The sequence below is a fragment of the Mucilaginibacter sp. SG538B genome (assembly GCF_013376065.1).
GTDB lineage: Bacteria > Bacteroidota > Bacteroidia > Sphingobacteriales > Sphingobacteriaceae > Mucilaginibacter > Mucilaginibacter rubeus.
Window position 1 is genome coordinate 1829916 of the sequence record NZ_JABMJI010000001.1, and the last position, 13047, is coordinate 1842962.

9 protein-coding genes are annotated in these 13047 nt (G+C 42.0%); 8 read left to right on the forward strand and 1 reads right to left on the reverse strand.

The features are described 5' to 3' along the window. Positions 1-92: 92 nt before the first annotated feature. The 6 genes from FHW88_RS07445 to FHW88_RS07470 all read left to right on the forward strand — a co-directional run bounded on the left by FHW88_RS07445 (position 93) and on the right by FHW88_RS07470 (position 7565). Entirely contained in the window at positions 93-476 is a 384-nt protein-coding gene (locus tag FHW88_RS07445; protein ID WP_176624296.1) for a TraR/DksA family transcriptional regulator, read from the forward strand. Then, complete coding sequence (locus FHW88_RS07450) at positions 473-700, forward strand: hypothetical protein (protein WP_176624298.1); 228 nt, start codon at positions 473-475, stop codon at positions 698-700. Before FHW88_RS07445 ends, FHW88_RS07450 begins: the two co-directional genes overlap by 4 nt. Next, the gene (locus tag FHW88_RS07455) at positions 697-1425 is read left to right on the forward strand and encodes a DUF72 domain-containing protein (RefSeq protein WP_176624300.1); all 729 of its coding nucleotides are present in this window, start codon (positions 697-699) and stop codon (positions 1423-1425) included. The genes FHW88_RS07450 and FHW88_RS07455 overlap by 4 nt, the downstream gene beginning before the upstream one ends. Positions 1426-1912: 487 nt before the next feature. After that, complete coding sequence (locus FHW88_RS07460; RefSeq protein WP_176624302.1) at positions 1913-3892, forward strand: glycoside hydrolase family 127 protein; 1980 nt, start codon at positions 1913-1915, stop codon at positions 3890-3892. 444 nt (positions 3893-4336) lie between these two features. Beyond that, the gene (locus tag FHW88_RS07465; protein ID WP_176624305.1) at positions 4337-6340 is read left to right on the forward strand and encodes an FAD-dependent oxidoreductase; all 2004 of its coding nucleotides are present in this window, start codon (positions 4337-4339) and stop codon (positions 6338-6340) included. A 217-nt stretch (positions 6341-6557) separates the two neighbouring features. Beyond that, positions 6558-7565 carry a GntR family transcriptional regulator gene (locus FHW88_RS07470; protein WP_176624307.1) on the forward strand — a complete coding sequence of 336 codons (1008 nt, stop codon included), beginning with the start codon at positions 6558-6560 and terminating at the stop codon, positions 7563-7565. On the opposite strand, the gene FHW88_RS07475 is transcribed toward FHW88_RS07470, so the two are convergent. Then, the gene (locus FHW88_RS07475) at positions 7560-8591 is read right to left on the reverse strand and encodes a GntR family transcriptional regulator (protein ID WP_176624309.1); all 1032 of its coding nucleotides are present in this window, start codon (positions 8589-8591) and stop codon (positions 7560-7562) included. The genes FHW88_RS07470 and FHW88_RS07475 overlap by 6 nt on opposite strands. Before the next feature lie 251 nt (positions 8592-8842). On the opposite strand from FHW88_RS07475, the gene FHW88_RS07480 reads away from it, so the two are divergent. Together FHW88_RS07480 and FHW88_RS07485 are read left to right on the forward strand one after the other, a co-directional pair. Continuing rightward, entirely contained in the window at positions 8843-10105 is a 1263-nt protein-coding gene (locus FHW88_RS07480; protein WP_176624311.1) for an oligogalacturonate lyase family protein, read from the forward strand. Between the two features lie 10 nt (positions 10106-10115). Next, positions 10116-12974 carry a glycosyl hydrolase gene (locus tag FHW88_RS07485; protein ID WP_176624313.1) on the forward strand — a complete coding sequence of 953 codons (2859 nt, stop codon included), beginning with the start codon at positions 10116-10118 and terminating at the stop codon, positions 12972-12974. Positions 12975-13047: the final 73 nt, after the last annotated feature.

Sequence of the window (13047 nt, forward strand, 5' to 3'; positions counted from 1 at the left end):
GTCCAAACGATTGGGGACGAATGGTTTGAACAGCTTTGTATAGCATATCACATTTATGCCAACCATTTAGGCAGATGTTTGTTAAGCCAATCATGCAACAAGAAACTACTAAAACACGGTACACTGATACCGAATTAAATGAATTCAAAACGTTGATCAAAGGAAAGATCGGCATGGCACGCGAAGAGCTGCAGGAACTGGTGGGTACGCTCAGCGCTTCAAATACCAACGGGGATGATGCCGCAATTGCGGGCAAGACGCTTGAAGATGGTTCGGCAACTTTTGAAAAGGAACAGATCAACCAGTTGGCCGCCCGCCAGAAAAAATTCATCGAGCAGCTTGAAGCCGCGCTAATGCGCATTGAAAACAGGACTTATGGCATTTGCCGTACTACCGGTAAACTGATACCAAAGGAACGCCTGCTTGCGGTTCCGCACACTACCCAAAGTATGGAAGCCAAACTGAAACAGGCATGAGTTCGGCATTTGTAAAAGAGGAGGAGGCCAGGCACCTTAAAGATGTTGCGCCGAACATAGGCGCACTGCTTTTTTTTCTGCGGGTGGAAAACAACGGGACTATTATCCGTGATGAGAAAATCTATTTTAGTCAAAAACATGGCCGTGATGTTTATGAAATGAGTGACGGCCTGGCCTATGCCCTTAACGATAACAATCATTGGTATATCATACTTGACCTATGAAAGGACTATTTTTTGGAGGTACCAGTGGCTTACAAATCGACAGGCCCAGGCGGGATTTTCCCCCTGAATACAGCCATTTGTCGCGGCTTGGTTATTATGCTTTGCAGGAAAACAGCATCGAGATCAACAGCTCTTTTTATAAAATCCCGCAGGCAAAAACCATAGCCCGGTGGGTAACGGAAGTAACCGAAGGTTTTCGTTTCACTTTCAAGCTGTGGCAGGGGATCACGCACCAAAAAAGTTTGTTTTTTAATGAGGAAGAGGTTACCCGTTTTATGCAGGCTATCCATTTGCCGGAAACTGAGCGGGGTTGCCTGCTTGTTCAGTTTCCGCCAAGCCTGCAGGCGGGTGCTCTTCCTCAATTAACGGAATTGCTGGAGGTCCTTAAACCTTATACCTGGCCTATGGCCGTCGAATTTCGTCACCCGTCCTGGTACAGGGATGAAGTTTTTGAACTTTTAAACTGGTACCAGGCAGCAATGGTACTGCAGGATATGCCCAAATCGGCCACGCCCATGGAGATCACCGCCGATGAACTAGTTTACCTGCGCTTTCATGGCCCATCTGGCAATTATAAAGGAAGTTATAGTGAAAGTTTCCTTTCTGAATACGCATCGTATATCAATGAATGGCAGCAGGAGGGCAAAACAGTTTATGTGTACTTCAACAATACCGCCGGAGCAGCGCTGGAAAATCTTCAGTCATTGAAACAGCTTCTCGTTTAAGCAAAGCCCATGGTAGCTAAATCTGCCCTGTACGAACGCTTTATTGGATCGCCGGTCTGCATGTGTTTATTAGTGTTATAAATACAATTAATTTTTTATTTCTGTTTTTCAATATAAATTATTTCTTATCTTGTCGTCGTTATAGCCTAAAAATAGTTACACCATGGCAAAATTGCTGCTTAGGATGTGATAAACGTAAACAACAATCTGAATTGGTTAATTTTATCTCGCTCAATTAAATGTATTTAGTACGCTTATAATTATGTACGTACGAAATGCCGGTAAGAATGATTTTATCTTAAATGAAAAATTTTTATGATCATACGGATGTTCAATTGACCAGGCTCTTTGAATCTGGAGATATTGATGCGTTTAAAGAAATCTACAACTGGTATTGGCTAAAGCTCGTAGGTTACTAATAAAAATAAATAAAGCGCGGGATGGTGGGTTGACCTGCACTGTTTTTTTGGACTAACATATCATCAGGATGAAAAAAAGATTACTTATTGCATTATCATTTTATTGCGGCATTGCTTACGCGCAAACTAAGGATTACCCCATTAAGCCGGTATCATTTACCAATGTGAAGCTTAACGATAAGTTTTGGACCCCGCGTATTGAAACCAACCGTACGGTCACCATCCCGGCATCATTTGCCCGTTGCGAGAATACCGGCAGGGTTAAAAATTTTGAAATGGCGGCTGCCCGCAGCGGTAAGTTTTGTACTAAGTTTCCTTTTGATGATACGGATATTTATAAAACCATTGAGGGCGCATCTTATTCTATGGCCGTTCATCCTGATGCAAAGCTGGATGCCTATGTCGATTCATTGATCACGATAGTAGGGAAAGCGCAGGAGCCGGACGGATATCTTTATACCGCCCGCACTATTGACCCATTGCACCCGCACGCATGGTCGGGCCCGGAGCGTTGGGTAAAAGAGAACGAGCTGAGCCACGAGCTGTATAACTCCGGCCACATGTTTGAGGCAGCGGCCGCACATTATCTGGCTACCAACAAGCGCAATTTTTTAGATATCGCCCTTAAAAATGCCGATCTGCTGGTTAAAACTTTTGGGCCGGGTAAAAGGCATGTAGCGCCCGGACATGAGATTGTGGAAATGGGCCTGGTACGCCTGTACCGTATCACCGGCAAAAAAGAATATCTCGATCTTGCTAAATTTTTTATTGACGAAAGAGGGCACCGCACCTATGATAAAACCAGTACCGACGAATGGAAGAACGGGATGTACTGGCAGGACAATGAACCTGTTATAGCACAGGAAGATGCCGAAGGTCATGCCGTAAGGGCAATGTACCTGTACTCGGGCATGGCCGATGTTGCCGCTTTAACCGGTGACAAGGAATACATTACCGCCATTGATAAGATCTGGAACAACATGGTTGGCAAAAAGATCTACGTGCAGGGGGGAATCGGCGCAGTGCCGGGCGGTGAACGTTTCGGAGCCGATTATGAGTTGCCAAATACTACCGCTTATAATGAAACCTGTGCGGCAATAGGTGATGTGTTCTGGAACCAGAGGATGTTCCTGCTGCACGGCGAGTCGAAATATATTGATGTGATGGAAAAGGTTTTATATAACGGGTTAATTTCGGGTGTTGGGCTGGATGGCAAGACATTCTTCTACACCAATGCCATGCAGGTAACCAATGGGGTTACACATCATGAACTTGAGCCCGAACGTTCCGGCTGGTTTGAGTGCTCATGCTGCCCAACCAATATGGCGCGTTTCCTGCCCTCATTGTCAGGCTATATGTATGCCCAAAAGGATAATAATGTATTTGTAAACCTGTTTATTGCCGGTATAGCCAATATGGAGGTAAGTAATAAAAAAGTGAGCATTGTTCAAAGCAATAATTACCCATGGAGTGGCGCCCTGTCGTTTGCCGTAACACCGGAGACGCCAACTAATTTTGCCATGCACATCCGGATCCCGGGCTGGGCAAGGGCAGAGGCGATCCCGTCTGATTTGTATGCTTTCCAAAATAAATCGACTGCAAAAATCAGCCTGAAACTAAACGGCAAAGCGGTTGCTTATAAAGTTGAAAATGGCTACGCTGTAATTAACAGGCAATGGACAAAAGGTGATAACATTCAATTAAACCTGCCGATGGAAGTTAAAAAGGTTATTTCCAATAAAGCATTGGTTGATGATAAAGGTAAAACAGCCCTTCAACGCGGCCCGATTATATACTGCGCCGAGTGGAAAGATAACGGCGGAACAGTGAGCAATTTAGCAATTCCTGCAAATGCAACTTTTAAATCTGTAGCCGAACCAAACCTCTTAAATGGCATAACTGTTTTAAAAGGAGAGATCCTGAGTAAAACAAAAGGCGAAGCTGCTAAAAAGGTAGAACTTACGGCCATTCCTTATTATTCATGGGCAAACCGTGGTAAAGGCGAAATGACCGTTTGGTTTCCCGAAGTAAATGCCGCTGCCAAATAAATAGTTAAAGCCTCAGCAACTCTCCCGCAAAAAATTAAGATGGTTTAGGGTAATTGCATTAGCATTCCCGTACTTGTTTTATTATTTGCCAAAGCATTGCTGAGGCTTTTCCACTACAGGCATGTGCCCGCCTGTTTAGCAAATGCCCCTGTGACCCTAACTATTGAGTGATCAGTAAATACGCGAAAAGTATTAATATATCCTACCAGCCCAACTGAGTTAACCCGCGAAGGAATTGGCAACTCATCGCAGCAAACTTCCGAAACCTATACGCCATCATTTAAGCTCCCCGGCGTGATCTGAAAACATTTATATATTTTTTTAAAATTGTCAGATATTAGGCTTAAAATTAAATAATCAAAATTTACAAGTCTTAACTACCTATACCTTAAGATTTACCGGCATATCTTTTTTCTGAAAATTTGAAATGTTTAATAAGCAATAATGAAAAATATTAAAGTGATCATCCTCGCAATCATAACTACCTTTTTTATGGCCGGGGCTTCGGTTAATGCGCAAAGCAGCAAATTAATTACCGCCGATGTTTGTGTATATGGCGGAACCTCCGCAGGGGTTATCGCTGCATATACGGCAAAAAAGATGGGGAAAACGGTGATGTTGATAGAGCCGGGAAAGCATTTAGGTGGCATGAGTTCGGGAGGTCTTGGCTATACGGATATTGGGAACAAATATGTGGTGACGGGCTTAGCACGGGATTTTTACCGCCGTATAGGAGCTCATTACGGAAAATTTGAACAATGGATATTTGAGCCAAAGGTAGCGGAGGGCATTTTTAACGATTATGTAAAAAGGGCTGGCTTTCCTGTTTTATTCCGGAACAGGCTTATAAAAGTGAAAAAGGAAGAAAATCAGCTAAAGGAAATTATAGTAGAGGACAGCTATAAACCCTCGACTGCTACCAATAAGACTATTCGCGCTAAGGTATTTATTGATTGTACTTACGAAGGGGACCTGATGGCCCGCTCGGGTGTTTTTTATACTGTAGGAAGAGAAGCTAACAGCCAGTATGATGAAACTATAAACGGAGTGGAGTTGCTGGATAAACACCAGTTTCCGGATAATATTGATCCCTATAAAGTGCCGGGCGACGCAAAAAGCGGTTTATTGTGGGGCATAAGTAATGAGGTATTACAAGTAAATGGTGCGGGCGATAAAAAAGTGCAGGCATACAATTTTCGTATCACGTTAACCAATGTGCCCGAAAACCGGATCCCAATTTCAAAACCCGACAACTATGATCCTAAAAAGTATGAGTTACTGCTGCGTTTAAAAGAGAAGCAACCCTGGAAATCAATTTCCGATGTTTTTATTATAAGTAAAATGCCCAATGGCAAAACGGATATCAATAATAACGGAGGTTTCTCTACGGATATGATCGGGATGAACTGGGAATATCCGGAGGCTGATTATAATACAAGGGCCAAAATATGGAAGGAGCATGAAGATTATACCAAAGGTTTCTTTTATTTTATCGGCAATGACACCCGCATACCCGGAAATATCAGGGACGAAATGAAACAATGGGGGTATCCCAAAGATGAATATACGGATAATGGGAACTGGACACCACAGCTTTATATCAGGGAAGCCCGACGAATGATTGGTGAACTGGTTATGACCCAGCATCATTGTCAGGGAAAAGAACAGGTAGAAGATGGAGTAGGAATGGCCGCATATGGTATGGATTCGCATAATTGCGAAAGGTTGGTAGTTAATGGCATGGTGAAAAATGAGGGGGATGTTCAGGTACATGGTTTTGCGCCATACGCTGTTTCGTACAGGGCAATAGTCCCAAAGCAAAAGGAAGCCGCTAATTTATTTGTCCCGGTATGCTTATCTGCAAGTCATATAGCTTACGGATCAATCAGGATGGAGCCGGTATTCATGGTATTAGGCCAATCTTCGGCTGTGGCGGCATGCCAGGCTATTGATAAAAGAATTGCGGTACAGCAGGTTAATGTAAAAGAAGTACAAAGCTTGCTCAGGGCAGACCCTCTTGCAGATGGTAGTATACCCGAAGTACTGGTTGATAATGAGGACAGTCACATAACAGGCGACTGGAAAACTGAAAAATCAGGCGGCTATGGGCCAACCTATCTCGCGGATGATTCAAAAGCAGAAACTGCAAAATCGGTAAGGTTTATTCCGGAAAAATTAAAAAAAGGTGCTTACCACGTTTATACCTATTTTCCTAAGGTTATGAATCCGGCAACAAAAACTTATATTGCTATTTATGATGGTGATAAGGCCACAGAAAAGATAATCAACCAGTCTGATTTGCAGGTAGAAGGCCAAACTTCAGGTGAGTGGCTTCCACTGGGGCTATATAACTTTTCAGGAGAAAAAAAGGCATATGTTGAAATTTTCAATAAAAACGCGGATGGCGTAATTGTGGCTGATGCAGTGCTTTTTGTACCTGTTAGGTAGTTTTATCGTTCATATGCGACGCTTAAATTGTTAAAATGGCTGTATTAAGTATAAATTTATTAGAGATGAAGTCTTCAAGTATCTGATAAGAATACCGGTGCTGCCGATAGCCCCAATATTTTAATTTAATAATATTTTATATTTTCATTGCTTATCACGGCTTTGATAAAATTAAACTATGTTTAAATCGCCGTTGTAAACCAATTAAACAAGCATAATGCAAACAAAGCAAAGAGCTAATTACGGGGTGAAATCCCTCGTACAGCAAATTGTCGGATCAATCAGTAAGAATATTGACAAAGGTGTTTACCGGAAAAATGAAAAGCTGCTGTCAATAAATACATACAGCAAGCAACACGGTGTAGCAAGAGACACCATTGAAAAGGCTTACACGATACTTAAGAGCAATGGCTATATCCGTTCGGTTTCCGGAAAGGGTTATTTTGTGGTCGGTAAGCCCGATGTGCGGATCAAGGTACTTTTGTTGTTTAATAAGTTAAGCTCTTATAAGAAAACAGTTTATGATACCATCGTACGCACCCTGGGTGATAAAGCCAGGGTCGATCTTCATATTCATCATTATAATCCCGCTTTGCTCGAGGAAAGTATAGATTCAAATTTGGGCAATTACCATTATTATGTGGTAATGCCGCATTTTTTTGATTATAGTAACGAGCATGAATATTTAACCATTTTAAAGAAGATTCCGGTTGATCAGTTGATATTGCTGGATAAAGATTTGCCCAAATTAGGCAGGCAGTCGGCTGTATTCCAGGATTTTCGCAATGATATCTATGGGGCATTAAACGTAGTCACCGACCTGATTGCCAAATACAAAAAATTAATTATCATATATCCCATAGACCGCCACCATCCGCCCGAAATTAAGGATGGAATAATGCAGTTTTGTGAAGAGAAAAACAAAAAGTTTGAAGTAATAGATGCTTTTAAAACAGACGATCTCAAAAAAAGCACCCTTTATATTGCATTGACCGAAAATGACCTGGCAGATTTGATTAAAGGCGCCAGAGCAAGTGGATATGAATTAGGGAAAGATATAGGGATCATATCTTTTAATGAAACCGTGTTTAAAGAATTATTGGATATTACCGTTATTACCAGTGATTTTGAAGAAATGGGCAGAAAAACAGCTGAGCTAATGTTGCAAAACAAAGCCGCGGTTATTAAAAACGCTTTTAAAATAATTATCCGAAAATCGCTATAGCGAAGCCCTGAGTGTAAGGTAAAAAGGCACCTCGTAACGGCCGGTAGAACCATTTTTAATAATCTCCGCGGTCATTTTTCCCATTTGTTCAAAATCTGTGGATATGGTGGTTAAGCCATTGAGGATGATTTTTTTTAGCGGGGTTTCATTGTATGATATTACGCCAACATCTTTACCTATCTTTAATTCCGTAGCCAGGATCCTTTCAATCAAGACCACAAGGTCGTTTTCCATCAGGTTAATGAATACATCTCCTTCATGTATGGGTTCGCCTTGTATGTCATGAACTACTTTGTAGGTAAATGCATATTGGATACAGAAACTGAAAAAGCCTTTCAAAATCTCGCCTGGAAAATAAGTGTATTCAGGAAATATAATCTTTAGGGTGTGATACTTCCTTAATTGCGGCAGGGCTTCCTCCAGGGCCTGGTAAATGTCTTTTTCAAAATTCTCGTACACGGCAGCAAAATCGCCTTTTATCCCTGGCACTAATTTATCAAGTATGATCAGTTTCTCTTTGGGTAGAGTATTAATAATATCGTGAACGTTTTCGCCGCCGTGCATAAAGTGCGGCAGGATCACATAATGAGTATAATCGTTGCTATTATTTTGAAGTAGTTTTTTAAAAAATTCGAAGTCGTTATTGTATATATAAAAGTCGATAGCTGCTTCATGCCCAAGGCCATCAATTATGGCATCATAAACCAGCTTTTTATGAGTGCTTAGCTTGTTAAATATTAAAAACACCTTAAACTGTTGCCCGGCTTCAGTGTTTTTAATGTAATACCCCTTACCAGGTACCGAGCCAAGCAAGCCGATTGATTTCAGGTGTTTATAAGCCTTTTCGGCGGTATCACGTGATATTTCAAAGTTGCAGTTTAATTCATTAATGGATGGCAGCGTTTCGTTAATGATTAATTTCCCTTCACGTACACTTTTGATGATTGAGTTGGCTAACTGGATGTATTTAGGGGTAGATGAATAATAATCAATATAGATGTATTCTAAAAAACGTGAAGATTTCATAACTATTGAACTGGCTACTGGCAAAAACTTAAAGTTAATCAAATTAGGTTTGATAAGACTCCCACCTTTGCGTGTGTAAGCAGGGGAAGCTTAATAAGCAGCCAAAATAAATAAAGTGATGAATTTGTTACAATAAGAGAGTCTTTAATCAGGATGGTGCAGGACGCTGTTAGTATAAACATGCTCTAACTTTATTTATTATAAACCTCGGCCCATATAAACCGGCCGGTAACCAGATAAATTATACTATAATGATCAAGCTGCCTTACAAGATCTTGCTGTGTTCTGTTTGCGTTTCGTTGCGGCTCATTTTACCCGTGCAGTTTTTACTTGTCCTTTCACTGGTTGCAGAGGCCCAGGAAGTAATGGAAACAGGAGGTGTCAAACCTATGCCCGCTCAATGGGTCGATAGCGAAACCGGTCATAAAGTAATCCGCCTGGTGAACCGCGAAAGTGACAACGGCAGTTTTTATTTCAACAATACGCCTTTTGTTCCTCAATTGAAGAATGAAGGCGATTTGATGGTGTTTTATGGTAAAACGGATAAGGGGGAACAGCTATTTACGGTTAATTTAAAAACGAAAAAAATAGAACAGCTAACAAACAGGACAAAAGTATCCGGCGAGATGGTTTGTGCCAAAACCCGTGAAGCCTTTTATCAAAGTGCCGACAGCATATTCGCTGTAAATGTTAACACCCACAAAACTAGATTTATCTACGCCTTTGCACCCGATTTTAAAGGCAGGGTCGGTACTGTAAATGCCGACGGAACTTATATGGCCTGTGTTAAGGCTACCGGTGAGCAGGAACGTAAGATCCTTGCAAAATATCCCGAAAAGCATGATTTTTTTAACCGGATCTATGATGCGCATATCCAGCATACCTTGTATGTGCTTGATGTTAAACATAAAACACTGAAACAAATACACCAGGAAAATGAGTGGACAAACCATCTGCTTTTTTCGCCTGCAGATCCTGATAACCTTTCATATTGCCATGAAGGCCCCTGGGAAAAGGTGGACCGGATCTGGAACATCAATATAAAAACCGGCGAAAACAAGCTGTTGCACAAGCGCACCATGGTCAATGAAATAGCCGGTCATGAGTTTTTTTCACCGTTGGGCAATACTGAGTGGTTTGATTTGCAGAAACCTAAAGGGCAAACTTTTTTTCTGGCAGGTATCAACATGAAAACAGGAAAAGAAGACCGTGTTTATCAAATGGACAGGAACGAATGGTCTATCCATTTTAATGTAACTAAAGATGAGCAAACCTTTGCCGGCGACGGTGGCAATTCCGGGCAGGTAGCCAAAGCACCCGATGGCATGTGGATCTATTTATTTAAGCCCAATGGTGATCATTTTAAATCAGAAAAACTGGTAAATATGAAACATCATAATTACCACCTGGAACCTAATGTGCATTTCTCGCCCGATGAAAAATGGGTTATCTTCAGGGCCAACTTTGAAGGTTACGAAGGTGTTTACGCTGTGGAAATCGCTAAACATCAATAATTTTAAACAGATGTCATTCATTAAAAATAATTTAAAAAAGGCTGTTGTAATTGCACTGTTAGCTGGCACTCAAATAGCATCTGCACAAGTTGGCTGGCCTGCAACTACTGAACAAACCAAACCCTGGGCCCGCTGGTGGTGGGAGGGCAGCGCTGTAAACAAAAAAGACCTTACCTGGAACATGGAAAGCTACCATAATGCAGGTTTGGGTGGTTTGGAAATAACGCCGATTTATGGTGTAAAAGGGCACGAAAATGAGTTTATAAAATACCTGTCGCCGCAATGGGTGGATATGTTGAAGTATACGCTCACAGAGGCGAAGCGGCTAAATATGGGTATCGATTTGGCTAATGCCACTGGCTGGCCTTTTGGTGGCCCTTGGGTTACCAATGAAGATGCCAGTAAGGAACTGTTCTGGAAAAATTACGATGTTAAAGGTGGCGAAAAACTAAGCGACGCCGTGGTATTTGTGCAGCAACCCTTAGTGAGGGCGGACGGCCAGGCTCCGAAGATCACCGACCTTGTTGAACCCATCAGCAGCAATAAAAATTTACAGTTGATGGCCCTTGACCAGGTCCGGTTTGAAAAACGGATCCCTTTAACTGTTTTAATGGCTTACAATGGTAAGGGGCAGGTGCTGAACCTTACCGATAAAGTTGATGCAGCCGGTAACCTTAACTGGACGGCTCCCGTAGGCGAATGGAAACTTTATGCACTTTTCCAGGGTTGGCATGGTAAAATGGTTGAGCGTGCTGCTCCAGGCGGCGAAGGTTATGTCATCGATCATTTTTCCAAACCGGCACTTGATCATTACCTTGCCCGGTTTGATCAGGCATTTAAAGGGCAGGATTTAAGCGGGATCAGGGCATATTTTAATGACTCGTACGAAGTGGATGATGCTCGCGGGCAATCGAACTTTACCCCGCAGTTTTTTGACGAATTTATTAAACGCCGCGGGTACGATCTGCGCGATCACTTGCCTGCTCTGTTTGGTAATGATAGCAAAGAAAACAATAGCCGTATCCTGTGTGACTACCGGGAAACTATATCCGACCTGTTGCTTGATGATTTTACCAAACCATGGCATGGCTGGGCTAAAACCAGGGGCGCTTTAATCCGCAATCAATCACACGGTTCCCCATCAAATATACTGGATCTGTATGCTGCTATTGATATTCCCGAAACAGAGGGCGATGATGTGCTGCGGTTTAAATTTGCCACATCGGCAGCACATGTAATGGGAAAACCTCTTGCATCGTCCGAGTCGGCGACATGGCTTAATGATCATTTTCTATCGTCGTTAGGAGATGTTAAACAGGCTATTGATAAATATTTTGTAGGAGGCGTAAACCATATTTTCTATCACGGAATCAGTTATTCGCCTCAAAATGCCCAATGGCCGGGGTGGTTATTTTATGCCGCGGTACATTTTAATCAAACCAATCCGTTCTGGAATGATTTTTCAACATTAAATAAATACATAACTAATTGTCAGTCGTTTTTGCAGCAAGGAAAGCCCAATAATGATATATTGGTTTATTACCCGTTATTTGATAGCTTTTCCGAGCCGGGGGATAGGGGCCTGCTTAAGCATTATGATGCCATGAAACCCGATTTTAAGGGGACAGGCTTTGAATCCTCTGCCGAAGAAATGCTTAAACAAGGCTACACGTTTGATTTTATATCAGATAAGCAAATAATGGATTTACAAACCTCCGGTGGTCATTTGCTTACCGGCGGTCTTAATTATAAGACTATCCTTTTGCCTGATAATAAATATATCCCGTTCGAAACCTTTAATAAAATGGTGGATTTGGCAAAGGCCGGGGCAACAATTGTGGTGTATAAAAATCTTCCATCGGGTGTTCCGGGATATTCCGGGTTGCAGGAACGCGAAAAAGCATTTAAAACAGTGCTTGCCGGGCTTAATTTTACTGCTGAAAATAATGGTGTTAAAATTGCCAAAGTTGGCAAAGGCAGTTTTTTAATAGCAGATGATATTGCTCCGTTGCTGGACGCGGCGGGAATAAACAGGGAACAAATGACCGATAAGGGGCTGCAATTTGTACGCCGTACTTATGAAAATGGGAACAGCTACTTTATAACAAATAGCGGCGGTAACCAGGTTAATGGTTGGGTTGATCTATCTGTTAATGCTGCATCAGTAGTAGTATTTGATCCGATGACAAAAAGTTACGGATTGGCTAAAAGCCGCAAGCAGGCCGATGATAAAACCAGCGTATACCTGCAATTATCGCCCGGACAAAGCTGTATTTTACAAACCCTGCCTGTAAAAACTCAAATAGCAGCATATCCTTATTATCAGGTTGCAGGTAATAAAGTGCCTGTTAACGGTACGTGGACACTGAGCTTTACCGAAGGTGGCCCAACATTACCTCAGCCAATAAAAACCGCAGCGCTCAAATCATGGACTGATTTAGGCGGTGATGATCTCAAGGCTTTTTCCGGAACGGGCAGTTATGCTATCTCCTTTAAAAAGCCGGTGCAAAATGCTGCTGTTTGGAAGCTTGATTTGGGGAAAGTTAATGAAAGTGCAGAGGTTTATTTAAACGGAAAAAAGCTGGCCACGCTCATCGGTCCGCAATATGTAGTTACTATGCCTTCAGCACAGTTAAGGACGGTCAATCAGTTGGAAGTAAGGGTAGCTAACCTCATGGTTAACCGGATCATTGATATGGATAAAAAGCATATATCATACCGTATATTTTATAATACCAATTTTCAATCACACAGTCCGGGTTCTAAAGGACCGGACGGACTTTTTACGGCTATAAACTGGGAACCGAAGCCTTCAGGTTTGATTGGTCCGGTAACACTTGAGCCGGTTAAGCCGTTGTTTGTTAAGTAATTATTTAAGGATTTATTTCAAAAAGGTGGTCATGTTGGCCGCCTTTTTTTGTGTTTTTAATGTATTGGAGCAG

Bases quoted from the DNA above. Each gene is read 5' to 3' on its own strand.
- FHW88_RS07455 (WP_176624300.1), top strand. From the start codon at position 697: ATGAAAGGACTATTTTTTGGAGGTACCAGTGGCTTACAAATCGACAGG.
- FHW88_RS07465 (WP_176624305.1), top strand. From the start codon at position 4,337: ATGAAAAATATTAAAGTGATCATCCTCGCAATCATAACTACCTTTTTT.
- FHW88_RS07475 (WP_176624309.1), bottom strand. From the start codon at position 8,591: ATGAAATCTTCACGTTTTTTAGAATACATCTATATTGATTATTATTCA.
- FHW88_RS07445 (WP_176624296.1), top strand. From the start codon at position 93: ATGCAACAAGAAACTACTAAAACACGGTACACTGATACCGAATTAAAT.
- FHW88_RS07460 (WP_176624302.1), top strand. From the start codon at position 1,913: ATGAAAAAAAGATTACTTATTGCATTATCATTTTATTGCGGCATTGCT.
- FHW88_RS07450 (WP_176624298.1), top strand. From the start codon at position 473: ATGAGTTCGGCATTTGTAAAAGAGGAGGAGGCCAGGCACCTTAAAGAT.
- FHW88_RS07480 (WP_176624311.1), top strand. From the start codon at position 8,843: ATGATCAAGCTGCCTTACAAGATCTTGCTGTGTTCTGTTTGCGTTTCG.
- FHW88_RS07470 (WP_176624307.1), top strand. From the start codon at position 6,558: ATGCAAACAAAGCAAAGAGCTAATTACGGGGTGAAATCCCTCGTACAG.
- FHW88_RS07485 (WP_176624313.1), top strand. From the start codon at position 10,116: ATGTCATTCATTAAAAATAATTTAAAAAAGGCTGTTGTAATTGCACTG.